The 23,529-nt window shown below is 67.9% G+C and carries 23 protein-coding genes; 9 read left to right on the top strand and 14 right to left on the bottom strand.

The features are described 5' to 3' along the window. Nucleotides 1-36: 36 nt before the first annotated feature. Entirely contained in the window at nucleotides 37-1,119 is a 1,083-nt protein-coding gene (locus tag NC7_RS21565) for a class I SAM-dependent methyltransferase (protein WP_067985970.1), read from the bottom strand. A 14-nt stretch (nucleotides 1,120-1,133) separates the two neighbouring features. Here NC7_RS21565 and rfbC point away from each other — a divergent pair, with 14 nt between their 5' ends. After that, on the top strand, nucleotides 1,134-1,697 hold the full coding sequence (gene rfbC, locus NC7_RS21560; RefSeq protein ID WP_067985968.1) for a dTDP-4-dehydrorhamnose 3,5-epimerase: 564 nt from the start codon (nucleotides 1,134-1,136) through the stop codon (nucleotides 1,695-1,697). Here the strand turns inward: rfbC and NC7_RS21555 are convergent. From NC7_RS21555 to NC7_RS21540, 4 genes are read right to left on the bottom strand one after another with little or no spacing between them, the layout of a single operon-like run. Then, a complete protein-coding gene (locus NC7_RS21555; protein ID WP_067985966.1) occupies nucleotides 1,675-2,709 on the bottom strand; it encodes an NAD-dependent epimerase/dehydratase family protein in 1,035 nt (344 codons plus the stop codon). The genes rfbC and NC7_RS21555 overlap by 23 nt on opposite strands. A 2-nt stretch (nucleotides 2,710-2,711) precedes the next feature. Beyond that, a complete protein-coding gene (locus NC7_RS21550) occupies nucleotides 2,712-3,362 on the bottom strand; it encodes a PIG-L deacetylase family protein (RefSeq protein ID WP_067986289.1) in 651 nt (216 codons plus the stop codon). Beyond that, nucleotides 3,359-4,135, bottom strand: a complete 777-nt coding sequence (locus NC7_RS21545) for a glycosyltransferase family protein (protein ID WP_067985964.1) — start codon at nucleotides 4,133-4,135, stop codon at nucleotides 3,359-3,361. The genes NC7_RS21550 and NC7_RS21545 overlap by 4 nt, the downstream gene beginning before the upstream one ends. Beyond that, a complete protein-coding gene (locus NC7_RS21540) occupies nucleotides 4,132-5,373 on the bottom strand; it encodes a class I SAM-dependent methyltransferase (RefSeq protein WP_067985963.1) in 1,242 nt (413 codons plus the stop codon). Before NC7_RS21540 ends, NC7_RS21545 begins: the two co-directional genes overlap by 4 nt. Nucleotides 5,374-5,857: 484 nt before the next feature. Between NC7_RS21540 and NC7_RS21535 the strand changes: the two genes are divergently transcribed. Continuing rightward, the gene (locus NC7_RS21535; protein ID WP_067985961.1) at nucleotides 5,858-7,354 is read left to right on the top strand and encodes a sugar transferase; all 1,497 of its coding nucleotides are present in this window, start codon (nucleotides 5,858-5,860) and stop codon (nucleotides 7,352-7,354) included. Nucleotides 7,355-7,389: 35 nt separating this feature from the next. Here the strand turns inward: NC7_RS21535 and NC7_RS21530 are convergent, their stop codons facing one another. From NC7_RS21530 to NC7_RS21520, 3 genes are read right to left on the bottom strand one after another with little or no spacing between them, the layout of a single operon-like run. Further along, nucleotides 7,390-9,021, bottom strand: a complete 1,632-nt coding sequence (locus NC7_RS21530; protein WP_067985959.1) for an ABC transporter permease — start codon at nucleotides 9,019-9,021, stop codon at nucleotides 7,390-7,392. Next, complete coding sequence (locus NC7_RS21525; RefSeq protein ID WP_067985957.1) at nucleotides 9,018-9,935, bottom strand: ABC transporter ATP-binding protein; 918 nt, start codon at nucleotides 9,933-9,935, stop codon at nucleotides 9,018-9,020. The genes NC7_RS21530 and NC7_RS21525 overlap by 4 nt, the downstream gene beginning before the upstream one ends. A gap of 2 nt (nucleotides 9,936-9,937) precedes the next feature. Continuing rightward, complete coding sequence (locus tag NC7_RS21520) at nucleotides 9,938-10,585, bottom strand: TetR/AcrR family transcriptional regulator (RefSeq protein ID WP_067985955.1); 648 nt, start codon at nucleotides 10,583-10,585, stop codon at nucleotides 9,938-9,940. 101 nt (nucleotides 10,586-10,686) lie between these two features. Here NC7_RS21520 and NC7_RS21515 point away from each other — a divergent pair, with 101 nt between their 5' ends. Next, nucleotides 10,687-12,618 (top strand): acyl-CoA dehydrogenase family protein, encoded by a 1,932-nt coding sequence (locus tag NC7_RS21515; protein WP_067986288.1) that lies wholly within the window; start codon nucleotides 10,687-10,689, stop codon nucleotides 12,616-12,618. Here the strand turns inward: NC7_RS21515 and NC7_RS21510 are convergent. From NC7_RS21510 to NC7_RS21500, 3 genes are all read right to left on the bottom strand, one after another. Beyond that, nucleotides 12,533-13,183 carry a phosphatase PAP2 family protein gene (locus NC7_RS21510; protein ID WP_067985953.1) on the bottom strand — a complete coding sequence of 217 codons (651 nt, stop codon included), beginning with the start codon at nucleotides 13,181-13,183 and terminating at the stop codon, nucleotides 12,533-12,535. The genes NC7_RS21515 and NC7_RS21510 overlap by 86 nt on opposite strands. Nucleotides 13,184-13,205: 22 nt before the next feature. Next, nucleotides 13,206-14,087: a nuclease-related domain-containing protein gene (locus NC7_RS21505; RefSeq protein WP_236573613.1), complete on the bottom strand. Its 882-nt coding sequence runs from the start codon at nucleotides 14,085-14,087 to the stop codon at nucleotides 13,206-13,208. A gap of 132 nt (nucleotides 14,088-14,219) precedes the next feature. Next, the gene (locus tag NC7_RS21500; protein WP_067985949.1) at nucleotides 14,220-15,617 is read right to left on the bottom strand and encodes a DUF2252 domain-containing protein; all 1,398 of its coding nucleotides are present in this window, start codon (nucleotides 15,615-15,617) and stop codon (nucleotides 14,220-14,222) included. Between the two features lie 123 nt (nucleotides 15,618-15,740). On the opposite strand from NC7_RS21500, the gene NC7_RS21495 reads away from it, so the two are divergent. The 6 genes from NC7_RS21495 to NC7_RS21470 all read left to right on the top strand — a co-directional run bounded on the left by NC7_RS21495 (nucleotide 15,741) and on the right by NC7_RS21470 (nucleotide 19,640). After that, a complete protein-coding gene (locus NC7_RS21495; protein ID WP_067985947.1) occupies nucleotides 15,741-16,376 on the top strand; it encodes a CDP-alcohol phosphatidyltransferase family protein in 636 nt (211 codons plus the stop codon). A 42-nt stretch (nucleotides 16,377-16,418) separates the two neighbouring features. After that, nucleotides 16,419-16,817 carry a glycine cleavage system protein GcvH gene (gcvH, locus tag NC7_RS21490; protein WP_067985946.1) on the top strand — a complete coding sequence of 133 codons (399 nt, stop codon included), beginning with the start codon at nucleotides 16,419-16,421 and terminating at the stop codon, nucleotides 16,815-16,817. Nucleotides 16,818-16,925: 108 nt separating this feature from the next. Beyond that, nucleotides 16,926-17,411, top strand: a complete 486-nt coding sequence (gene odhI, locus NC7_RS21485) for an oxoglutarate dehydrogenase inhibitor Odhl (RefSeq protein ID WP_067985944.1) — start codon at nucleotides 16,926-16,928, stop codon at nucleotides 17,409-17,411. A 70-nt stretch (nucleotides 17,412-17,481) separates the two neighbouring features. After that, nucleotides 17,482-18,267: a transcriptional regulator FtsR gene (ftsR, locus tag NC7_RS21480; RefSeq protein ID WP_084458673.1), complete on the top strand. Its 786-nt coding sequence runs from the start codon at nucleotides 17,482-17,484 to the stop codon at nucleotides 18,265-18,267. Between the two features lie 174 nt (nucleotides 18,268-18,441). Beyond that, the gene (locus NC7_RS21475) at nucleotides 18,442-18,915 is read left to right on the top strand and encodes a bifunctional nuclease family protein (protein WP_067488679.1); all 474 of its coding nucleotides are present in this window, start codon (nucleotides 18,442-18,444) and stop codon (nucleotides 18,913-18,915) included. A gap of 167 nt (nucleotides 18,916-19,082) precedes the next feature. Continuing rightward, nucleotides 19,083-19,640, top strand: coding sequence for a MerR family transcriptional regulator (locus NC7_RS21470; RefSeq protein WP_133734085.1), 558 nt, complete (start codon nucleotides 19,083-19,085; stop codon nucleotides 19,638-19,640). 81 nt (nucleotides 19,641-19,721) lie between these two features. Here the strand turns inward: NC7_RS21470 and NC7_RS21465 are convergent, their stop codons facing one another. The 3 genes from NC7_RS21465 to NC7_RS21455 are packed head-to-tail and all read right to left on the bottom strand — an operon-like array spanning nucleotide 19,722 to nucleotide 23,482. Further along, entirely contained in the window at nucleotides 19,722-20,945 is a 1,224-nt protein-coding gene (locus NC7_RS21465) for an SfnB family sulfur acquisition oxidoreductase (protein WP_067985940.1), read from the bottom strand. After that, entirely contained in the window at nucleotides 20,945-22,060 is a 1,116-nt protein-coding gene (gene sfnG, locus NC7_RS21460; RefSeq protein ID WP_067985937.1) for a dimethylsulfone monooxygenase SfnG, read from the bottom strand. Before sfnG ends, NC7_RS21465 begins: the two co-directional genes overlap by 1 nt. A 39-nt stretch (nucleotides 22,061-22,099) precedes the next feature. Next, a complete protein-coding gene (locus NC7_RS21455; protein WP_067985935.1) occupies nucleotides 22,100-23,482 on the bottom strand; it encodes a styrene monooxygenase/indole monooxygenase family protein in 1,383 nt (460 codons plus the stop codon). Nucleotides 23,483-23,529 lie beyond the last annotated feature (47 nt).

The following is a 23,529-nucleotide window of genomic DNA, read 5'->3' as shown; positions in this document are numbered from 1 at the left end:
CGTGTGGACAGGAGACGACGAGTTGCCGGGAATCGGCTACCGGTCGACCTTTCGCGGGCGGACGGGATCGTCGACGAACCAGCGGCCGTCGAGTTGCGGGAGGGAAGTTCGGACTTCGCGGAGGAGATCGGGGAGCGTGAGCAGGACAGCGTCGGGCTCGGCCGCAACCAGATCGGTGGGGGAGATGATAGGGACGTCGGTTCCTGGCATGCGTCGACCCTGTTTGCCGGGCGAGGCGTCGGCTACCCCGGCGAGGAGTTCCCGGTGCGCGCCCGCCATCGCCAGGAGGGCGACGGCGCGGGAGGCGGCACCGTAGGCGAAGGTTCGAAGCCCCCGCGAGGCAGCGCTTTCCAACCAGTCGCGAAGCGCGCCGACATGATTGTCCACCACTTGCTGCAGCGCGCTCGCGCGCTCGAGCACCCGCGCCTCGGCGGCCAGCAGTTCCTCGACAGCCCGATCGGCGGGATGCTCTCCGTGCCGGGCGGCCACCAGCACCGTCCCGCCGTAGAGGTCGAATTCCCATGCCGTCACGACGCTCATCCCTGCCGCGGCCAGCAGGCCACGCAAGGAGGCCAGCGAGTAGTAGGCGAAGTGGCCGTGCCGCAACGCATTCCACTGCCCCTGCGCCACGATCGCGGCCAGCGAATGGAACTGCACGAGCAGCACGCCCCCGGGTGCGGTCGCGGCGGCGCGGGCGGCGAAAGCGGCGCGCTGGTCGGGTTCGTGCATGATGCCGAAACAGTCGAGGACCACATCGGTGGGACCGGCGGCCGCGGTGAAACCGGGAAGCGGCAACCAGGTACCGCCGTGCGGACTGCCGAATTCGGTCACCGTGGCGCCGAGGAGCAGTCCGGCCGCACGCACCCGGCCGATCGCGTCGGCCGCCTGATCGCGCAGCGCCTGCGGTTCGATTCCGCGCGGTTCCGCGGTGACGGTGTCGTCGTCGGCGAGCTGGGCCAGTCCGCACGCCACACAGTGGTCCATCCGCAACGGGTGGCCCGACTCGGCGGCGCGCACCGGCGAATCCCGAAGGGGGAAGTGGTCGGCGGCGGGCACGGTGCCCAGGTCGAGCAGGGTGCGCAGCGCGGTGTCACCGCAGCCTCGGCATCGGCGAGTCATGGCAGGATGTCCTCGTGCGTATCGAAACGACCGAACTGGCCGACGTGGTTGTGCTCGTCCCCGAGCCGTTCCGCGACGACCGCGGCTTGTTCACCCGCACCTTCGACGCCGCCGAATTCGATGCCCACCTCGGAATCGATGGTGCGGCAGCGGGATTCGTGCAGGACTCGCAGTCGCGGTCGGTGCGCGGGGTGATCAGGGGCATGCACGGGCGCGGCGGTCGCGGCGAGGCCAAACTGGTGCGTTGCGCCCACGGCGCGGTCCACGACGTGCTCGTCGACATCCGCCCCGGGTCGCCCACATTCGGTGCGCGGCAGGCCTTCCGCCTCGACGACGAACTGTTCCACCACCTGTACGTGCCGCCGGGGTTCCTGCACGGTTTCCAGGCGCTCACCGACATCGCCGACGTGTGTTATCGCATCGATCGCCCGCACGACCCGGCCGAAGACCTCGGGGTCGCTTACCACGACCCCGAGCTCGACATCGACTGGCCGCTGCCGGTGACGGTCGTCTCCGACCGTGACGCGCGCGCGGGCAGCTGGGCGCGGCTGCGCGCTACGCTGACGCCCGCGCACTGATTCGGCGCAACCGGTCGTCGAGCACACCCGCCTCGCACAGTCCCCGCAGGTGCGGCAGCCGGGTGAACCGCTGGAAGAACGCCTCGGACCTGAGTCCTCGAGCGGTGTATTCGTCGAACAGCTCCGCCGCGCCCGCGGGCACCGTCCACGCCGCCTCGAAACCGAGAACCGCACGCGCGGCCGAGAAGTCGACCCGATACGAGCGCGGATCGGCGCCGCTCTCGCCGGTGATCACCAACCGCGAACCCGGCACCGCGTCGACCACGGCCCCCGCGATCTCGGCGACGGTGAGGTTGTTGACCTCGGTGCCGATGTTGAACGCCCGGCACGACACGTCGGCCGCCGGTGCGGTCAGGCACATCCCGAAGGCGGTCGCGATGTCGGCGGCGTGGACCAGCGGACGCCACGGCGTGCCGTCGGAGAGCACCTTCACCGCACCGGTCAGCACCGCGTAACCGACCAGATTGTTGAGCACGATGTCGGCGCGCAAACGCGGCGAGAAACCGAATGCCGTCGCGTTGCGCAGGAACACCGGCACGAAGTCGCTGTCGGCCAGCGCCGCCACGTCGTCTTCGACCCGCACCTTGCTCTCGGCATAGGGCGTGATCGGACGTAGGGGCGCGGCTTCGGTGACCAGGTCCTCGCCCGCCGCCCCGTACACCGAACACGTGGAGGCGTACAGGAACCGACGCACCCCGGCTTCCTTGGCCAGCCGCGCCAACCGCACCGAGGCGTAGTGGTTGATGTCGTAGGTGATCTCGGGCGCCAGCGCACCGAGCGGATCGTTGGACAGCGCGGCCAGGTGGATCACCGCGTCGAATCCGCGCAGCTGCTCGACCGTCACCTCCCGCAGATCCACCGCGAGACCGGGCGGGTCGCCCGCGAATTCGCCGAGCACACAGTCGGCGAAGTACCCGATGTCCAGGCCCGTGACCTCGTGGCCCGCCGCCCGCAGCAGCGGAACCATCACCGTGCCGAGGTACCCCTGATGTCCGGTGACCAGTACCCGCATGTTCACGTCTGTTCCCATCTGATGATCGCTTTGTCGAGCACGAACGCCTCGGCATACGGTGCGTGGCACTGCACGCCACGCATCCGGGCCAACCCGAGGAAGGCCTGTTCGTCGAACCAGTCGCGGCCCGTCTGCGACGGATAGTGTTCGTGCAGCAACCGCGACTTGCGGTGCAGCAGTTCGGCATCCATCGGGTGATACAGCGTGGGCGCGGGAGTGTCGGTCTCCCACTTGAGGATCTCGTAACCGAGGATCAGGTGGTCACGGAACTCGGTTGGCACCAGCTCGGCGAGCAACCGGTGATCCTGGTGGGCGTCACCACGATGCGGCGCGAACACCACCTCGGGTTCACCGCCTCGACGGAACGCGGCGAGCGCGTCCTTGATCCGGTCCCAGTGCGCGGGCGCGCGCCCGTCCGGCACGTGGAGCACCTCGAGCTGGGGTGTCGTGCCGGAACAGAACGCGGTGAGCGCCGCCCGTTCCTCGTCCTCGCGCGCGGTGCCCCCACCGGAGAGCACCAGGGCACGCACCTGCACCTCCGGGTCGGCACCGGTGAGCGCGAGCAGGGTGGCGCCCATGCCGATGGCGATGTCGTCACAGTGCGCGCCGAGCACCGCGATCCGCTTCGGCGGGCGGGTGAACAAACCGATCACGCCGATTCCCACACCATCCACGGCCGCGATCCGTTGCGGTAGGCGTCGTCGAGTTCGGCGCGCTCCTTGAAGGTGTCGGCGGGCTTCCAGAAACCCAGGTGCCGATACCCGAACAGGCGGCCCTGCCCGGCCAGCGTCCCGCACGCGTCGGCGACCAGATCGCCACCGGGCGGCAGCAGATCGAAGATCTCCTGACTCAGCACGAAGAATCCGCCGTTCTCCCACAGGGGCATCCGCGCCACCGGCATGATGTCCTTCACCTCGCCGCTGTCGGTGATGTCGACACAGTGGAACGACGACTGCGGCGGAACGACCATCATCGACGCCGCCGCCCCCGAGGCGTGGAAACTCTCGATCATGGTGTCGAGCGGTGCGTCGGTGAGTACATCGGCGTAGTTGGCCAGGAAGTACTCGTCACCGTCGAGATGCTCGCGCACCCGGCGCAACCGCTCACCGATCGCCGATTCCACCCCGGTGTCGACGAAGGTGATCGACCAGTCGCTGATGTCGGTACCGAGCAGTTCGACCTGCCCGTCCCGGATGACGAAGTCGTTGGACGCCGTCTCCTGGTAGGTGAGGAAGTAATTCTTGATGTGCTCGGCCCCGTAACCGAGGCACAGCACGAACTCCTTGTGCCCGAAGTGCGCGTAGTACCGCATCACGTGCCACAGCAGCGGTCGCGGGCCGACCAGCTGCATCGGCTTGGGCACGATGTCGTCGGACCCGCCACGCATGCGCATGCCGTATCCGCCGCAGAACAACACGACCTTCATCGATTCACTTTCGTTTCCAGCTCGGCGCGGTGCAGCACCGGCAGCGGGTAGACCAGTTCGCCGCCCCATTCGGTCACGTGGCGCAGCTGCGCGGTGATCTCGGTTTCGAGATTCCAGGGCAGCACGAGCACCACGTCTGGCCGGTCCGCGTCGATGCGTTCCGGCGGATGGATCGGGATGCGGGTGCCCGGGGTGTAGCGCCCGTGTTTGTAGGGGTTGCGGTCGACGGTGTACTCGAGCAGGTCGGGTCGGATGCCGCAGTAGTTGAGCAGGGTGTTGCCCTTGCCGGGAGCACCGTAGCCGACGACCCGCTTGCCCCGCGCACGGCAGTCGAGCAGGAAGCGCAGCAACTCTTGACGCACCGACTGCGCGCGCGGTGCCAGGTCGGCATATCCGGCCGGGGTGTGCAGCCCGGCCGCCCGCTCGAGGTCGAGCACCTCGGCGACCCGGGGTCCGGGCTCGGCGACGGCATCGGGGCGGGCCCACAGCCGCAGCGACCCGCCGTGGGTGTCGAGCAACTCCACATCCACGACCGTCAGGCCGCCGACCGCGAGCGCGCGCTGCGCGGAATACACGGTGTAGTACTGGAAATGTTCGTGGTAGATGGTGTCGAACTGGCCGTGGCGCACCAGATTCAGCGCGTGGTGTACCTCGATGCTGAGCCAACCGTCGTCGCTGAGCAGGGTCCGCAACGCGCGGGTGAAGCCGCGCAGATCGGGGATGTGGGCGTAGACGTTGTTGGCGACGACCAGATCGGCCGGACCGTGCTCGGCACGCACCCGCGCCGCCGAATCCTCGTGCAGGAACGTGGTTTCCGTCGGTACCCCGGCCGCGCGGGCGGCGGCACCGACATTGACCGACGGCTCGATGCCAAGGCACGGGACACCGCGTGCCACCGCGTGCCGCAGCAGGTACCCGTCGTTGCTCGCCACCTCCACGACGAACGAGTCGGCACCCAGCCCAAGGCGGTCCACCGCCGTCTCGATGAAATCCTCGGCGTGGCGCACCCAGCTGTCGGAGAACGACGAGAAATAGGCGTATTCGGTGAACGTGTCCTCAGGGGTGATCAGCGCCGGGATCTGCAACAGCAGGCATTGTTCACACAGCCGCAGATGCAGCGGATAGGTCGTTTCGGGAGTCTCCAGCAGCGCGGCGTCGAGGAAGCTCTCACACGCCGGGGTGGCGCCCAGGTCGAGCACGCTCGTGAGCCGCCCGGAATCACACAGCCGACATTGCACGGGGCCACCTTCATCAGACACGAGAATTGTCGCGGCCGATGCCGGACATGCCGGACTTCGGTCCTGCGGGACGAGACGTTACAGCGCACCTCCGGCAATAGCCGACAGGAAGATTTGCGACCTGGGAGACACGGGAGTGGTCTTTTTCGGGAAAGTGCCAGGTGGCGCCATGATCGGCTAATTCTCGGCGAAGGCGACCGTTCCTCGATGGAATGTGATATCACCCACTCGATGAGTGTATTTTCCTGTATTCATGCCGAAAAGCCATCGACCTCACGAAGTCTCGTCCACCGTTTCCGCATCCGCTGGGCTAATCTTTGGATCGCATTGCGGCGCTTGCGCTTCGATGTGGAGGAATTTCGGCGGTGTGTAACGATCGTCCCACGGGTTTCGAATCGAGGGGCGTAGCGGCCATCGCAAGGTCGCGTTCTGGTCGCCGGCGATCGGAAGGGTTCGACTCCCGATAGGGGAGGTGTGTCGGTTCATGAGCTACGAGCTCACCAGTAGTGGCGAGATGGATGCCGTCACCGGCGTGCACGCGGTGCACGACTCGCGACGGGAGACCTGGCAGAGCGCGTTCGTGCGCCGCCTGGTCGTCACCGATGTCGTCGCCGTGGTCGGTGCCGTCGGCACCGCGCAGGCGCTGCGATTCGACGGACCCGTCGACTCGACACTGGCCTGGCCCTTGCCGTACGAGATCGGCTACTCGGCGGTGTCGCTGGCCCTCGCGCTCGGCTGGCTCGGCCTGCTGCACGGGTACGGAACCCGCACACCCCAGGTGATCGGTACCGGCAGTGAGGAATTCCGCCGCCTGGTCTCGGCAAGCCTGCGCCTGTTCGGTGTGCTCGCCATCCTCGCCCTGCTGTTCCGCATCGAATTCGCCCGCGGCTACCTGGCCATCGCCCTGCCCGCCGGGCTGTTCGGGCTGATCGCCGGACGGCTGGCCTGGCGCTGGCAGTTGCGCAGCCTGCGCGCCGAGGGCCGCTGCCATACCGCGGTGCTCGTCGTCGGCTCACCCGAAGCCGCGCACGCCATGGCGACGGCGTTCACCGACGATCCGGCCTCGGGGTACCGGGTGGTGGGTGTGTGCGTGCCGACCGGGTCGGGGGAGCGGGTCGAAACACTCGGTGGCGCATCGGTTCTCGGTGACGACCGCTCGGTGCTCGACGCGGTGCGCCGCAGCGGCGCCGACTCGGTGGCCGTGGCCGCGACCGACCATCTCGGTCCGGCCGAATTGCGGCGCATGGCATGGGAACTCGACCCGCTCGGCGTCGATCTGATCGTGGCACCGGGTGTGGTCGACATCGCCGGGGTGCGCCTCAATCACCGGCTGGTGGCCGGGATGCCGATGCTGCACATCGATCGGCCGCGCTACGGACGGGCCAAATCCACTCGAAAGGCGCTGTTCGACTTCTGTTTCGCCGCCACGGTGGTGCTGCTCAGCGCTCCGGTCCTGCTCGCCATCGCGATGGCGGTGAAGCTCAGCAGTTCCGGTCCGGTGTTCTACCTCTCGGAGCGGATCGGCCGCGACGGTGTGCCGTTCCGGATGATCAAGTTCCGCAGTATGCGCCCCGACGCCGATACCGTCGTCGACGAGCTCATCGCCGAGCACGGTGGAAACCCGGTGTTCTTCAAGGTCAAAGACGATCCACGGGTGACTCCGGTCGGTCGGTTCCTGCGCAAGTACAGTCTCGACGAGCTGCCACAGTTCTTCAATGTGCTGCGCGGCGAGATGAGTGTGGTCGGGCCGAGGCCGCAGGTGCAGCGCGAGGTCGACACCTACGACGGCGAGATGCGCAGGCGGCTGTTGGTGAAGCCGGGGCTCACCGGCCTGTGGCAGGTGAGCGGGCGCTCGGACCTGTCACCGGAGGATTCGGTTCGCCTCGACCTGTCGTACGTGGAGAACTGGTCGATGGTGCTGGATGTCGCCCTCATCGCGCGGACCATCGGCGTGGTCACCCGGGGCGAAGGCGCGTACTGAGCCGGTGCGCCGAACGCGCACCGGCCCGATCGTAGTCAGCGCAGATCGCGGCGACGGTAGCTGACCAGGCCGACCGCGATGCCGGTTCCCGCGACCGCGAGCAACCACGCGACGGGCGTGACGGAGAACTCCGCACCAGGCAGCTTCGGCGGATGCACGAACGGCACGAGATCGAGTACCCACTGCGGGAATCCGCCCAGTGAGCCGAGCAGGAAACCCACCACCATCGCACTCAGCACGCCCCAGCTCAGCGGCGCGAACCGGGGCAGCACGCCGACGAGCAGCACCGCCACGGCGGTGACCACCCACACGGCGGGCAGTTGCACGGCCGCCGCCGCCAGCGCCTGACCGATCCTGCGCCCCGGGTCGCCACCCGTCGCGCCCCAGACGATCCCGATCGCCAGCCCCGAGGTCAGCAGGACCACCGCCGGACCGCCGAGGGCGAACAGCAGATGGCTGCCCGCGTAGCGGATGCGGCCGACGGCGGCCGCCAGCACGCTTTCGGTCCGGCCGGTGTTCTCCTCCTCGTGCAGCCGCAGCACCGCCGACACCGAGTAGGCCGACGCGGCGGCCGCGAGCATCGCGACCGCGTAGGCGATGAACGACTGCTCCAGATCGTCCGAACCGCCGAGCGTGGTGATGGCATCACGCAGCGATTCGCTGCTGTCGAGCATGTCGCCGACACCCGTCACCGCGCCACCGATGAGCAGGCCGTAGAGCACGAAACCGAGGGTCCAGGCCGTCAGTGAGCCGCGCTGCAGCCGCCAGGCCAATCCGAACGGTCCCGCCAGCGCCGTGCCCGCCGTAGCCGGTCCCGGCCGGTCGGCCAGCAGACCCGCGCCGAGGTCACGGGTCCGCAGCAGGTGGTAGGCGAGCAGTGTCGCACCGGCGCCGAGGGTGAGCAGTGGCACGAGCACCCACCAGCGTTCCTGGGCGAAGGGCCGGATCTGCAAGCACCACCCCACCGGGGAGAACCACGACAGCACCCCGTTACCCGCGTCACCGACCGCCCGCACCGCGAACGCCGCACCGAGAGAGCCGAGGGCGATACCGCGCGCGATCCTCGCGCCGGTGCTCAGCTGCGCGGCGACCGCGGCGACCGCGCCCCAGACGACACCGGAACCGGCCAGTGCCGCACCGAACGCGACCGACCCGGCCAGGGGCAGATCCGTCGCGAGCAACGAAGCCGCACAGACGATTCCAGCGACAACGGACGCGCCGTAGGTGAGCAGGAGCGCACCGGTGAGACCGGCGAAGCGGCCGATCCGCGTCGCGCCGACCAGTTCCGCCCGCCCGGTCTCCTCCTCGACCCGGGTGTGCCGGACCACGGTGAGCGCGGCCGCGATCGCGATGAGCGCGTACATGGCCCCGGCCTTCCAGGTGCCGATCGACCCGAGGGCCGAACTGAACACCGGGCCGTACATGGCGACCAGCGCCGGGCTGGCGGCCGTCGTCGTGGCGAAGCTGTCGAGCTGTTCCTGGGTGGTGTAGAGATCCTTGATCGACACCACTTGGATCGCGGGCATCAGCCCGATCAGCACCGTCCACAGCGGGGCGACCACCCGGTCGCGGCGCAGCGCCAGCCGCAGTATCTGCCCGGTTCCGGTGAATTCGCTTGCGGCACGCGATGTTTTGGTGAAAGGTCCGGTGGCGGTGAGCGTGCTCATGCGCGCACCTGCTCGGGCTGGTCCACGTGGTAGTGGCGCAGGAAGAGGTCTTCGAGCGTCGGGGGAGTGCTGGTCAGGCTCCGGACGCCCGCATCGCCGAGTACCCGGATGAGGGCACCGAGGTTGTCGGCGTCGACCTGGCAGCGCAGGGTCGAGCCGTCGCGCTCCAGATCGTCGACACCGGCAAGCGCGCTCAGATCCCCTGGGTCGCCGATCAATTCGGCGGTGATCGCGGTCCGGCTCAGATGACGCAGTGCACCGAGCGAACCGGATTCCACGGTGCGCCCCGCGCGGATGATGGTCACCCGGTCACACAGGTGTTCCACCTCGGAGAGGATGTGGCTCGACAGCAACACGGTGGCACCACGCGCGGCCGCGTCGCGCACGCATTCCTGAAAGACCTGCTCCATCAACGGATCCAGGCCCGAGGTCGGTTCGTCGAGGATCAGCAGATCGGCCTCGGCGCAGAACGCCGACACCAGCGCCACCTTCTGCCGGTTGCCCTTGGAGTAGGTGCGTGCCTTCTTGGTCGGGTCGAGTTCGAATCGCTCGATCAGCTCGGCTCGGCGCGTCCGGTCGAGGCCACCGCGCATCCGGGCGAGCAGATCGATGGTTTCCCCGCCCGACAGCGAGGGCCACAGCGTGACATCGCCTGGTACATAAGCGATCCGCTCGTGCAGCGCCACCGCGTCGGCCCACGGATCGCGGCCGAACAACTGTGCCGAACCGCCGGTCGCTCGAAGCACGCCGAGCAGAATGCGGATGGTGGTGGACTTGCCAGCACCGTTGGGTCCGAGGAACCCGTGGATCTCACCGGGCCCGACCTGTAGGTCGAGTCCGTCGAGAGCGGTGAAGCGACCGAAAGTTTTGCGCAGGTCCCGGGTTTCGACGACCTGCTGGGAGGGGGACGGCATGGCTACTCCTCGAGGAGAGAGTCGAGCAGAGACGGGTCGGTCAGCATGCCCTGGGTGTAGAGCTCGACGGCTGGGAAGGTGAGTTCGGTGGACAGCTCGCGAATCGCCTTGCGGTAGTCGAGTTTTCCCTCGCGCTGACTACGCATCTGCAGATAGAGGTTCATGGCTCCGACATGGCAGAGCACCAGATAGCGGGCGCGGGCCACGGGATCGTGGCTCGGTTTGATGCGGCCTTCGTCGACGGCGGTCTGGGTGTACTGGACGGCGTCGTCGATCATGTGCTCCAGCAGTGACTCGGCCAGCGGTCCGCCGGCCTGGAAGCTGCGCAGCATGTAGGCCACCAGGGGTGCGTAGATCTCGATCTCGGCCAACGCGTCCAGCATCCCGGTCGGACCGGTGGCGCGGATGGCCCGCAACTTCTCGTCACGGATGATCTCGATCACTCGTTCGTCGCACGCCGCGCGCAGGCCGTCCTTGGATCCGAAGTGGTGATTCACCAAGCCCGGTGATACCCCGGCGGCGGTGGCGATGGCACGCACGCCGACGCCGAATCCCAGCTCTCCGAACAGGTCGATCGCGGCGTCGCGGATACGTGCGGCGGTGCTCAGGTCGGCGGCGGATCCTTGCGAAACGGGCTGTTGGTTAAACACATGTTCAATATACTAAACGAGTGTTCAATCGGTCCACAAGAGGTGCCGTGTCAGAGTTTCGCCGCCACCGGCGCGCCGCCGACCGGGCTATGGTCGAAGGCATGGCTACCGGCACATCGACGACGGCAGAACACCTCCGCGCAGCGCTGGACGGACCGTGGCGCGCGGTCAGGGAACAGGCACGTACCCAGCTCGCCGACAACCGCTTCACCGGCGATCCCGAACTCGACCTGAAGCAAGCCCGCGCACGGGTACTCGAACAAATGCGGGTCATCGCCGAAATGGGTTACCCCGAGCGCGGATTCCGACCCGAGAACGGCGGCACCGGCGACCCGGGCGGCGCGGTCACCGGCCTCGAGATGCTGGCCTACGCCGACCTCTCGCTGTGGGTGAAGTCCGGTGTCCAGTGGGGGCTTTTCGGTGGCGCGGTGGAGAACCTCGGTACCGAGCGGCACCGCGACTACATCAAGCGGCTCATCTCGCTGGACCTGCTCGGCTGTTTCGCGATGACCGAATCCGGGCACGGCAGCGACGTGGCGGTCCTCGAGACCACGGCCTCCTACGATCCGGCCACCCAGGAATTCGTGGTGAACACCCCCACCCCGTCGGCGCGCAAGGACTACATCGGTGGTGCCGCCGAGCACGCCCGGATGGCGGCCGTGTTCGCCCAGCTCGTCACCGACGGAACCAACCAGGGCGTGCACTGCTTCCTGGTGCCCATCCGCGACGAGAACGGCGCCGATCTGCCCGGTGTCACGACCTCCGACGACGGCCGCAAGGGCGGTCTGCCCGGTGTCGACAACGGCCGCATCGTGTTCGACAACGTGCGCATCCCGCGCGAGAACCTGCTCAACCGGTATGCCGATGTGGCGCCGGACGGCACCTACAGCTCCGAGATCGAGAACCCGAGCAGGCGCTTCTTCACCACGCTCGGCACGCTCGTGCGCGGCCGGGTGAGCGTCGGCGGTGCCGCCGCGGCGGGCGCTCGCGTGGCACTGAGCATCGCGGTGCGCTACGCCCTGGCGCGTCGCCAGTTCGCCGACCCCGACACCGGCGCGGAAACCTTGTTGCTCGACTACCGCAGCCACCAGCGCAGGCTGCTACCCCTGGTGGCGAAGTCGTTCGCGCTCGCCTTCGCCCAGAACGACCTGGTGCGCCGGATGGATCTCGTCCAGCGCGGCGCCGACGTCGAGCCGGGAGCGCAGCGTGCGCTGGAGAAGCGCGCGGCGGGCCTGAAGGTCGCCCAGACCCGGCACGCCACCCGCGCGATCCAGGAGTGCCGTGAAGCCTGCGGCGGCGCCGGGTATCTCACCGAGAATCGTCTCGTGACGCTCAAGGCCGACACCGATGTGTTCACCACCTTCGAGGGCGACAATGTGGTCCTCACCCAGCTGGTGGCCAAGGAACTGCTCACCGCCTACGCCGACGAGGTCCGTGACCTGGACGCCCTCGGCTGGGTGCGTTTCGCCGCGACGATGGCCGGTGACGTCGTGCGCCGTAATACCGGTGTGCGCCAGCTCATTCAGACGCTGCGTGACCGCAATGACGAATCCGTCGACGAGGGCGACCTGTCCAAGCGTGACGTGCAGTTGCAGCTGTTCGCCGACCGCGAGGACTACCTGCTGCGCACCGCCGCGCACCGGCTGCGCGCCCGTGCCGAGGACACCGGCCCGTTCGAGGCGTTCAACAACGCCCAGGACCACATCCTCGCCGCGGGGACCGCCCACATCGACCGGCTGGTGCTCGAGGAGTTCGTCGACGGGATCGCCGCCATCGACGATCCCGACGCCAGGGCGCTGGCCGAAACCGTCTGCGACCTCTACGTGTACTCCACGCTGGAGGAGAACCTGTCCTGGTACATCATGCACCGGTTCATGTCGGTGGAGCGGGCCAAGGCGGTGCGGCGCGGAGTGAACGAGCTCGTCGACCGGTTGCGCCCCGACGCGCTCACGCTGGTGGAGGCGATGGGTGTGCCGGAGTCGATGCTGCGGGCCGCGATGTTGCACGACGCCAGCGTGTTCGACCGCACCTGAGGGCCCACACCCCCGCGACGGCGAGGGTGACCGCTGCCGCCGCGCCACCGAGCACATCGGTGGCGTGGTGGTAGCCCCGTTCGATCATCCCGAGGGTGATCGGGATCAGGAGCAGTGCGGTGAGCGCGACGACCGCGAGCCGCGCCCGTGCGCTCGTCACCAGACAGGCGAATGTCGTCGCGACCGCGACCAAGTGGACGGTGTGCCCGCTCGGATAGGCGAGATAGTCGTGTAACTGCCTGTCCCACAAAGGTTTCAACAGCCACGTGTTGATCATCACCGCGACCCCGGGGACGACGAGCATCGCCACCGCGCGCCACCGTTGTCGCCGCAGCAGAAACCAGCAGCAACATGCCAGCAAGCCGATCAGCACGATCGCGTTGTGGCTCGGTGAGACGAGAATCGAGCCCCACTCGGGGGAGAGCGAACGCCGCACCGGCTCGGCGACGGCGCGGTCGATATCGGTCGGTCCGTCGTCGGCCGGGAACGTCAGCGGGATCAGCGCCGTGACACTCGCGCAGGTCGTGAGGACGGTCGCGCGCAGCGCCTGGTCGGGGCGGATCACGGCCCCGACGATAGCGTCCGGCTCAGGCGGGGCCGTAGGTGAGCACGGCGGTGACCACGAACCACAACACCCACACGATCGCGATGATCATGCCGACGGCCAGAACGATCCGCAGGAACGCGCGCCCGAAATCGAGATCACCGTCGACGCGCGGATACAGCTTCCAGGGGCTGTACCAGGGCGCCACCAGACCACGGCGTGACTGCGCCTCCTGCTCGAGCCGCGCCTGCTCGTCCGCGTACGCCTCGGCCTGCGCCTGGGTGGGACCGCCGTGCCACAGGGTCACATCGATCGGCCCGAGGAATCCCTCGTTGAGCAGGTCCTGCGGGGCGGGCAGGTACGGCAGGATGCCGAGGCCACGAAAGGCGATGGCGATGTCGTTGGCCGTCCACCGATTGTGTTCCTTCTCGGCGAGCACCTCGAAGTACTGCTCGAGCCGGTACGGATCGTCGGTGACGACCACGTCGAAGCTCGGGTCGTGCCAGCCCTGATGGATATCGATATCGGCACCGGGCTGCGGCACGATCAATCCGAGACCGTGCACCGCGCGCTGCCCGAGCCCACGCGCGGCCAGGTAGTCCTGCAGTGCGAACGTGTGCTCCCGGGAGCGTTCCAGCGGCGTCGACTTCTCGCCACCCGCGAACCGCGCGAGCTCACCGGAGACCATCCAGGGACCGTTGAGCGGGATCTCGAGCACACCGTCCTGGGCCACGGTGAACGTCTCGGCCTCGATCACCACACAGCTGGTCGGTGTCCAGACCACCGCGTCGAACTGGTGCAGCCGATCGTTGTGGAACAGGCTGCAGTTGATAGTGGCGACGCCGTGCGGATGCGACGGGTCCTTCCAGGTGCGCAACCAATTGATCAGTGCCCGCTCGGCATCGGTGCCTGCCGCATTCTGCACGCGCACGAGCATGGAGGTCCGCCCTTCTTGGTCGGTGGCGCCGCAAGCCGAGAACCGTTGCCCTACATCGTAGCTCGCTCGAGTTCCGAAGCCGGTCAGGATGCGGACGGTACCTGGTCGGCGCCGCGCGGCTCAGCGGGAATCGGCGACGATCTCGCCCGCCTCCACCGCGGCGACCAACTCCGCGTGATCGGCTTCGGTGCGGTCGGCGTAGCGCACCGCGAAGCGGGCCACCGCCTCCTCGAAACGATCGTCGTCGTCACCGTCGCCGTCCAGGTATCCGGCCAGCGTGCGCGGGTCGAGCGAACGCGCGTGCGCGCGGGCGAGCAGGGCGCCCGCGAGCCTGCCGTAGTCGTCGAGATCGTCGGCCGACAACCCGGCCGGGTCGATGGCGCCCTTGAAGTTGCGGAACTGACGCACGATGAACGGCAGCGGCGTGTCGAGGTCGATGGTCGTCCAGCCGAGCAGGATGTCGGTGTCGGACTGCACGCTGCGCGCCCCGGCGACGATGCGCTCGCCTTCGTGCCGGTGGGTGGTCTCGGGCAGGAACGGGGCGAGTGCGGACGGCCGGGCCTGTTTGGCCTGCAGCACCAGCGACTCGCCGTCGTTGCCGTGCAGCAGCACCACGTAACTGTGCAGCCCGACACTGCCGGTGCCGACGACCCGGAACGCGACATCGGAGACCGCGAACCGCGACAGCAACGTGCGCCGCGACTCGCGGATGGTGTTGGCGTAGCGTTCCAGACCGTCGATCACCGCTTCGCGGACATGCTCGTCGACCGCGGTGAGCACCGGTGGGTCGCTGATGAAGCAATGCCTGCGGATGCCGGTTTCGTGGTCGTCGATGTGCTCGGTCAGTTTCGCGACCACTTTGGCGCTGGTGTTCTTGCGCGCCTTCTTCGCCGCCTTCTTGAAGTCGTCGTGCAGGTCCTGAGCCTTGGCCTTGGTCAGAATCGACTCGTCGTGCAGATCGGTCCAGGACTGCAGGAACGGCAGTTCGGCGAGCCCGGCGACGGTCCGGCGGTAGGAGCCCGCGGCATCGCGGGCCGCGCGCAGGCAGTCGTCGGAATCGGCACCGCTCTCACGTCCGGCCAGGACCAGGCTCGCGGCCAAGCGCTCGAGATCCCATTCCCACGGACCCGAGATCGTCTCGTCGAAATCATTGATATCCATCACGATCTCGCCGCGCTGGGTGCCGTAGAGGCCGAAGTTGGCGGCGTGCGCGTCGCCGCAGATCTGGGCGGGCAGGCCGCTGTCCGGACCGGCCGCGAGGTCGGCCGCCATCAGGCCTGCCGCGCCGCGGAAGAAGCTGAACGGCGAGGCCGTCATCCGGGCGATGCGCAGTGGGATCAGGTGTTCGAGCCTGCCCTGGTTGCTCGCTTCGACGAACTCGAGCACCCCGGGCCGGTCGGGGCTCTCGGCCGGGCGATCACGCTCGGTCACCGGCACCCGTTCGGCGGCGGCACGGCCGCGCGCGCGGGCCTGCTCGGGGGAGACGGAGGAGCGCAGATCAATACCACTGTCGGACACGACTGTCGAGGTTAGCGGGTTTCCCGGGCCGACAGCGCCACGATCCACCGCCCGCACCGAAATGGGCGCGCGTTTCGGCGTGGCCGGATGGCGCGCCGGGGGGTCGGTGCGGTATGCAGGGGCGTGGCAACCGAATCGGGAACGCCGGGCACACGCGACACCGACGGCGGTGGCGTGTTCAGCGACCGCATCCTGACCGTGCCCAACGCCCTGAGCGTTGTCCGTCTCATCGGCATCCCTGTTTTCCTGTGGTTGATGCTGGTCGAACACGCCGACGGCTGGGCTTTCGCCCTGTTGATCGCCAGCGGCTTCACCGATTTCCTCGACGGCAAACTGGCCAGGCTGCTCGATCAGTCCTCGCGCCTCGGTGCCCTGCTCGACCCGTTCGTCGACCGGCTGTACCTGCTGACGACCCTGGCCGCCTTCGTCCTGCGCGGACTGATCCCGTGGTGGCTGGCAGTGATCTTGGTCGCTCGTGATCTCGTGCTCACCCTGACGCTGTCGGTGTACAAACGGCGCGAGCTGCCCGCACCGGAAGTGATCTACCTGGGCAAAGCCGCCACCTTCGCGCTGATGTCGGGCCTGCCGTGGCTGCTGACCGGGGAAATGGACTGGGTCGGGGCAGGTTTCGGCTGGGCGTTCGGTTGGGCACTGTTGGTCTGGGGCACCGCGCTGTACGTGTGGACGGGGGTGCTCTACGCAGGCCTGGCGGTCGCGGTCGCACGATCGATACCGCCTGTGCCGCACCGAGGGAGCTAGCCGTTACTGTTGCGTGCAACGTTCACGACGAAAGGACGTCCTGTGACCCGGACCCCTGAGGATCTGCACTACACCGAGGAGCACGAATGGGTGCGGCGGACCAGCCCGACGGCGGTCCGTGTCGGCATCACCGACTACGCCCAGTCGCAGCTCGGTGACGTGGTGTTCGTCCAGCTTCCCGAGGCCGACGCCGACGTCACCGCGGGCGAGAGCATCGCCGAGGTCGAATCGACCAAGAGCGTGTCCGACATCTACGCCCCGCTGTCCGGCAAAGTCGTTGCGGTGAACGAGGATCTGGTCCAGGCGCCGGAGACGCTCAACAGCGACCCGTACGAGGCGGGCTGGTTGTTCGAGCTCGCGTTCGACGACGCCGCGAGCCTGGACGCCGCACTCGCCGAACTGCTGGATGCGGCGGGTTATCAAGGAGTTATCGGGGGCTGACGAAGCCTTCACAGTTCTCCCTGCACGGGCACGCCCCGGCAGGGTACGGTCAATGCCGAAGACAGCACCTGCTTGCATGGATAATCAGGTTCGAGGAGGAGAGAAACGGTGAGCGAGAACAGGGACCCGGGTTACGGGGAGACCGCGGCCGAGACGACATCGGTCTTCCGCGCGGATTTCCTCAACGAGGTCGATTCGTCGCGCTCCGGAGAGCCGGCCGGTGAACAGCCGGTGCAGGGCGTCGAGGGCCTGCCGGTCGGTGCCGCCCTCCTGGTGGTCAAGCGCGGCCCGAACGCGGGTTCGCGCTTTCTGCTCGACCAGCCGACCACGTCGGCCGGTCGTCACCCCGACAGTGACATCTTTCTCGACGACGTCACGGTCAGCCGTCGGCACGCCGAGTTCCGGCAGGACGACGACTCGTTCCAGGTCGTCGACGTGGGCAGCCTCAACGGCACCTACGTCAACCGGGAGCCGGTGGACTCCTCGGAGTTGCAGAACGGCGACGAGGTGCAGATCGGCAAGTTCCGGCTGGTCTTCCTGACGGGTCCGCGCGCGCAGGCCGGTGAGTCGTCGACGGGCGCGGGTTCGCGATGACCCGTCCGGTGCTGGTGTCCGTGCAGGGCACAGTGCTGTGACCGGGGCGGCGCAGTGGGCGCGCGGAGGGATGTCGATCGGCTCCGTGCTCGACCTGCTGCGACCAGATTTTCCCGACATCACCATCTCCAAGATCAGGTTCCTCGAATCGGAGGGCCTGATCCGGCCGGAACGGACACCGTCGGGATACCGGCGGTTCTCGGTGGCCGACTACGAACGGCTGCGCTTCGTGCTCACCGCACAGCGCGATCAGTACCTGCCGTTGAAGGTGATCAAGGAGCAGTTGGAAGCGATCGACAGCGGTGCTGCGACGCTGGGCGTGCGTGAGGCGCGAGCGCGCGCGCACTCCCTGCGTGGTGTCACGGATGCCGGGCGGCGGTCCGGCTCCGTGCCCGACAACGACGAGGACGACGCGCCCGCCGCGCCGCGCCGCCTCGGTGTCGTTCCGGGGGAGATCACGCCCGAAGAATTGCGTTTCGATGTCGCGGTGCGGCTCACCCGCGCCGATCTGCTCGCCAAGGCGGGCATCGAGGACCGTTTCCTGGACGATTTGCTGCGTGCCGGTCTCATCGTCCCCGGCGCGGGCGGATTCTTCGAAGCCGACGCGGTGACGCTGGCGCGCGCGGCCAAGGCGATGGCCGAATTCGGTTTGGAGGCACGGCATCTGCGGGCGTTCAAGCTCGCCGCCGATCGGGAGGCGGCGCTGGTCGCCCAGATCGCCGCACCGATCGCGAAGAGCCGTGACGCCGACGCGCGGGCTCGCGCGGAGGAAACCGTGCGCGAATTGGCCGCGTTGTCGCTGAACCTGCATGCGGCGCTGGTGAAAGCCGCCGTGCGCAACGCGTTGGGTAGCTGACACGCGCGAGCGCCGGGTGGGTCGATTCGCCTAGACTCGGTGATACCGGGCGGGGCAGCGGTCGTGCCGTCGGCGGCGAGTATGGGAGGCAGGACTACGCATGAGAGGTCAGCGGCCGGAGGCGGCAGCGGAGCGTAACCACGGAGGCCGCCCGAGCATGCGAGGTGTGACAGCATGAGTGAGATGCGTGTTATCGGCATCCGTGTCGAGCAGCCACAGAACCAGCCCGTGCTGTTGCTGCGGGAGGCGGCGGGCGAGCGGTATCTGCCGATCTGGATCGGGCAGGCCGAGGCCACCGCGATCGTGCTCGAGCAGGAGGGGGTCACCCCCATTCGTCCGCTCACTCACGATCTGATCAAGATTCTCATCACCGAACTCGGGCACACCCTCAAGGAAGTGCGGATCGTGGATCTGCAGGAAGGCACCTTCTACGCCGATCTGGTCTTCGACGGCGACCTGCGGGTCTCGGCCAGACCGTCGGACTCGGTAGCCATCGCGTTGCGCGTGGGATGCCCGATCTTCGCCGAGGAACCGGTGCTCGCCGAGGCCGGGCTGGTGATGCCCGACGAGCGCGAGGACGAGGTCGAGAAGTTCAAGGAATTCCTCGACTCGGTGTCGCCCGACGACTTCAAGGCCACCGACAGCTAGGGCCGGACTATTTCCTGACCCTGAAGTAGAGGTCGAGGGAATCGCCGCTCACGGTGCTTGGTCCGATGACCGTATGGGTCCGACAATGACAGGAGTAACCTCGAAAGTCGGGCAACATCCGTCGTGACTCCGGTACTCGAGAACGTCGGCAGAGCAAGGAGCGGTCAGTGGAAGAGCAAACGCAGGATGTAGTGCAGCCTGGCTTGTTCCCGGACGACTCGGTTCCGGATGATCTGGTCGGTTACCGGGTGCCGAGCGCGTGTCAGGTCGCGGGAATCACCTACCGTCAGCTCGACTACTGGGCGCGGACCGGGTTGGTCGTCCCGTCGATCCGGGGCGCGGCGGGGTCGGGGAGCCAGCGGCTGTACTCGTTCAAGGACATCCTGGTCCTCAAGATCGTGAAGCGGCTGCTGGACGCGGGCATCTCTTTACAGAACATTCGGATCGCGGTCGATCACCTGCGCAGTCGTGGCGTGGGTGATCTGGCCGGGATCACGCTGTTCTCCGACGGCACCTCGGTGTACGAATGCACCTCACCCGAGGAAGTCGTCGATTTACTGCAGGGCGGGCAGGGTGTCTTCGGAATCGCGGTCAGCGGCGCCATGCGGGAACTGACCGGCGCCATCGCGGACTTCCCCGCCGAACGCGCCACCGCCATCACCGATCGCCCGGAGGACGAACTGTCCTACCGGCGTAAGGCCAGGGAGAACCGCAAGACGGGTTAGCGCGAAGTCTCGCGCGTACGCGGCGACCCCGTGTACGCGCGATCACGTGTGTGGGGTGTCGTTCGGCCGTCGGTCGAGCAGTCAGAAGGTGCCGTGGGCGGGCGGCGGAGTGCCGTGGAGTAGGGCACGGCCGAGGTGATGGTATTTCCAGCGGACCGGGTCGTGCAGAGTGTGCGTCCTCGCGTTACGCCAGAAGTGGTGCAGGTTGAGATCCGCTGCGGCACTGCGGGTTCCGCTCACCTCGAACAGTGCGCTCGACACGTCCATGGCGGCGCGGTCTGCGACGATCTTGGCCGTCGCGACGGCGAGGGACGCCTGACCGGCCGCGCTCTGTTCGTCGGCTCCCGGGGCACGGATCGCCGAATCGACGGCGGTCGCCGCAGCGGTCAGGGTCGCTTCGGCGGTCGCCACCGTCACCACCAGCTCGCCGAATCGCTGGATCAGCAACGGGTCGTCGATGGCACGGTCGACCCCGGCTTCGAACCACGGCCGGGCATGTTCGCGCACGAATTCTGTTGCCGCGGTGAGGGCTCCGCGTGCGATACCGGTATCTATCGCGGCGTGCAGGAGCTGGGCGTACGCGCCGTAGGCGGTGGGCCCGGCGAGGGCCTTCGCCCGGGGGACGAGCTGCCCGGCGCGCACCCGCACACCGTCCAATTCGACGGTGCCGCTGCCGGTGGTGCGCTGGCCGAGGCCGTTCCAGTCGTCCACGATCCGGACGCCTCGCGTGTCGACCGGTAGGTAGGCGATGTATTCGCCCGCGGGCAGGCCACTGCGCGCGTCCGGGTCGTCGAGCCGGGTCAGCACCGCCAGCAGATCAGCGAACAACGAGCCGGTGCAATAGTATTTCGTGCCGTCGATCCGGAATTCGTCGTCCACCGGACGCAGCGCGGTCGAGATATCGGTGATGGTTCGGCCGCCGCGTTCGGATTGGGCATTGGCGATGCGCGCACCGCCGAGCACCGATCCGAAATATTCGCGTCGCTGTTCGTCGGTACCGGCCAGGCGTAGCAGATTCACATACACGAGATGGCTGTGCGGGATCTGCGCGATGTTCGGATCGGCCACCGCCAGCAGCCGCACCACTTCCGTGACCACGCTCGGCGCCAGATCGGCCCCACCGAATTCGGCGGGAACCGTGATCGCGAGCAGACCCGAGGACGACAGCCGATCAAGCTGCGCGTACGGCAACTCGCGGTCGCGATCACGGGCGGCGGCGCCGGGCGCGAACTCGCGAGCGAGCTCGGCCGCGACGGTCAGGGCCTGGTCGGCGGAGGTGATGCGTCCGGCGGTGGCCGCGGTCATCAGCCGACCACCGTCGCGGGCACCCGGGCCGCCTCGAGTTCACGAACCAACGGCAACACCTTGGCTCCGAAGTACTCGATGTCCTCCTGGAAATGCAGGAAGCCGCCGAGGATCAGGTCGACCCCGAGGTCGCGATAGGCGACGATCCGCTCGGCCACCTGCTCGGGTGTGCCGATCAGCTGCGTGCGGAATCCGTCGTTGTATTGCACGAGGTCCTCGAACGACGAGTCCGCCCACATACCCTTGCGGTCGCTCGTGGACGCACCTGCCTGCTGCACCGCGTCGCGGAAACCCTCGACCGCGGGCTTGTTCGCCTTCTCGATGATCTCGCGCAACGTATCGCGCGCTTCCTTCTCGGTGTCGCGGGCGATGATGAACCCGTTGAGCCCGAATTTCACCTCACGATCGTTTTCCCGGGCGACGGTTCGCAGGTCGTCGAGCTGTTCGGTGACGCCGTCGAAATCCTTGCCGTTGGAGAAATACCAGTCGGCGTAGCGGCCGCCGTTGCGTCGGGCCGCGGTCGAATTGCCGCCCTGGAACAGTTCGGGATTGGGCCGGTCCGGGGTGTTCAGCGGTTTCGGCTTCAGGGTGAAGTCGCGAATGCGGTAGAAATCGCCGCCGTAGTTCACCTCGTCCTCGGTCCAGATCTTGCGGATCACCTCCAAGAATTCGCCGCTGCGCCGATACCGTTCGTCGTGCTCGAGCCACGGTTCGCCCAAGGCCTGGAATTCGCCCGCGAACCAGCCCGACACCACATTGATCGCGAACCGGCCGTTGGAGAGGTGATCGGCCGTCGCGCCGAATTTCGCGAGCACCGCCGGATGCCACAGCCCGGGATGAATGGCGGCGATCACCTTCAGCCGTTCGGTGGCCAACAGCAAGGCCAGGCTGAACGAGGTGGACTCGTGTTGGAATTCGGCACCGTAGGAGGCGGTGTAGCGCACCTGCGAGAGGGCGTAGTCGAAGCCGTTGCGTTCGGCGGTCTGCGCGAGCTTCTTGTTGTATTCGTAATCCCAGCTGGTGCGCTGTTCGATATCGCTGGTGACCAGGCCACCACTCACATTCGGCACCCAGTAGGCGAACTGGATCTGATCGGCGATCCGCTCGGTTGTCATAACTGCTCCAGAGTTTGTGCGGACGGGGGCGGGCTGTCGCTATCCGACGGCGACCGGGGCGTAGGTCGAGCGCTCGAAGCGGCCCGCCGGTGCGAACTTCGCCAGCAGTTCGCCCGCGTCCACGCCGGTGACCTGGGTGATGTAGGCGGCCGCGTCGTCGGGGGTATCGATGGCGAGGAAGGGCTGCGGCCGGTGCAGCAGCCCGACCAGCGCCGAGGCGAAGCGCGGGTCGACGGCGGCGGTGGCGAAGAACTGGCCGCCGATGTCGGCGAACTCGGGGTCGCTGAGGAACAGCCGGGTCACCTTGGCGGCCGCATCGCTACGAGCGGCGAGGAACGCGGCGTACTGCTCGGTGATCCACTGCTCGTCGAAGGGTCCGTCGTGCACGGCAGCGGCCGCGACCAAGCGCTGGGCCTGGATCAGTCCACTCTGCGCGCCCTGCCCGGCGACCGGGTCGTAGGCCACGGCGGTGTCACCGAGGGCCGCGACCGGGTGGCCGCTCTCGGTGCGTCCGACGCCTGCCCGCACGACCGGTCGTACCGCGCCTTTGAGCCAGGAATGCGGGTCTTCGGCGATCACCTGGGTGGCCTGCACTTCCGGCAGATCCCAGTCGATGTAGTCGCGGTAGAGGTTTTTGACGATCCGCAACGCCGATTCGGCGGAATCGGCGGCGGCGAATCGGGTCTCCCAGTCGCTGCCGGGACGGGCCCACCCGAGGAAAGCCCAGCTCGGGCCCACATCCTTGTGCAGGTACGGGCCCCACCACGCTTCGCCCTGTTCGGCCAGGATGGAGAACAGACTGTGCGCGCCCCCGGCTGGGCCGCGGTGGGCGAACACGCCGGAGTCGTAGCCGAGGCCGGTCACGGTGACAGTGAGCAGCGAGCGTTGCGGCTTGTCGTAGACGGTGCGGGTGGTGTCGATCGGGAAGAGATCGGACAACCCGCCGCGACCGGTGGCGACCAGGGTGAGGTCGTTGGCGGCGGCGATGGCGTCCAGGGACTGCGGGGTGACGTTGTCGACGACGAACTGGCCGCCACGCGCGCGGAAGGCGGTGAGTCGTTCGTCGGCCTTGAGTCGGGTGTCGACCGCGACCCCGACATAGCCGTCGAAGGTGCCGTCGAACGCGATCAACTCGGCGTTCTCCGGCCCGGCGATGCGGACACTGAGTCCGGTGTGACGGGGTGCGCGTGCGGTGTAGCTGTCGAGCCCCAGCGCGGCCTCGGCCTGCTGAGTCTCACCGAATTCGAGAGCGGTGCCGGTGGCGGGGACCTCGTCGCGCAGTGCGCGTTGATCTCGGTCGCTGTAGAGGGTGACGGTGAAACCGGCGTCGAGTAGTCCTAGCGCCGCAGTGACGCCGGTTTGACCGGCGCCGATCACCGCGGCCGAACGAGTGGAGCGGGAAACGGAAGTCTGCGATGTCATACCGGAATACTGCGCTGACCTGCACCGAATGAAGAGTGTTGCGATCA

Origin of the sequence: Nocardia caishijiensis NBRC 108228, from assembly GCF_001612825.1 — a bacterium.
Classification (GTDB): Bacteria; Actinomycetota; Actinomycetes; order Mycobacteriales; family Mycobacteriaceae; genus Nocardia; species Nocardia caishijiensis.
The sequence above is the reverse complement of the archived record's forward strand: the minus strand, read 5'-3'. Positions and strand labels throughout refer to the sequence as shown.